Here is a 360-nt window from a genome sequence, read left to right on the forward strand (position 1 = left end):
AAGGTTGAAAACGTGCTGTTCGAGATGGCTACATCAGGCGAGAACACCGCCGCGACGATTTTTTACCTCAAGACGCACGGCGACGGCGAGTGGTCAGAGAAGCAGCAGATTGATGTAACTTCATCCTCGCCTATACAGGTGCAGATTATCAACGATCTTAAGGACTAACAGCGTCAGATGGCAGTCAGGCAGGTCAGGCTTTCAGACATTGTAGGCGGCGGGTACAAGGACTTTTGGAATACCGCATGCCGTTACCGCGTTGTCAAAGGCTCAAGAGCCTCCAAAAAGTCTACTACTGCCGCCCTGTGGTTTATCGTCAACCTGATGGCACAGCCGCAGGCTAACCTGCTTGTGGTCAGG

The 360-nt window shown here is 52.5% G+C and carries 1 protein-coding gene; it reads left to right on the top strand.

Going from position 1 to position 360, the window contains the following annotated elements; genetic code table 11:
- Window positions 1-177: 177 nt before the first annotated feature.
- The coding region (locus tag J4G38_RS29355; protein ID WP_226164221.1) for a phage terminase large subunit at window positions 178-360 on the top strand (183 nt) is incomplete at its 3' end.

Origin of the sequence: Hymenobacter terricola (genome assembly GCF_017921975.2) — a bacterium.
In the GTDB taxonomy this organism is placed as follows: Bacteria; Bacteroidota; Bacteroidia; order Cytophagales; family Hymenobacteraceae; genus Hymenobacter; species Hymenobacter terricola.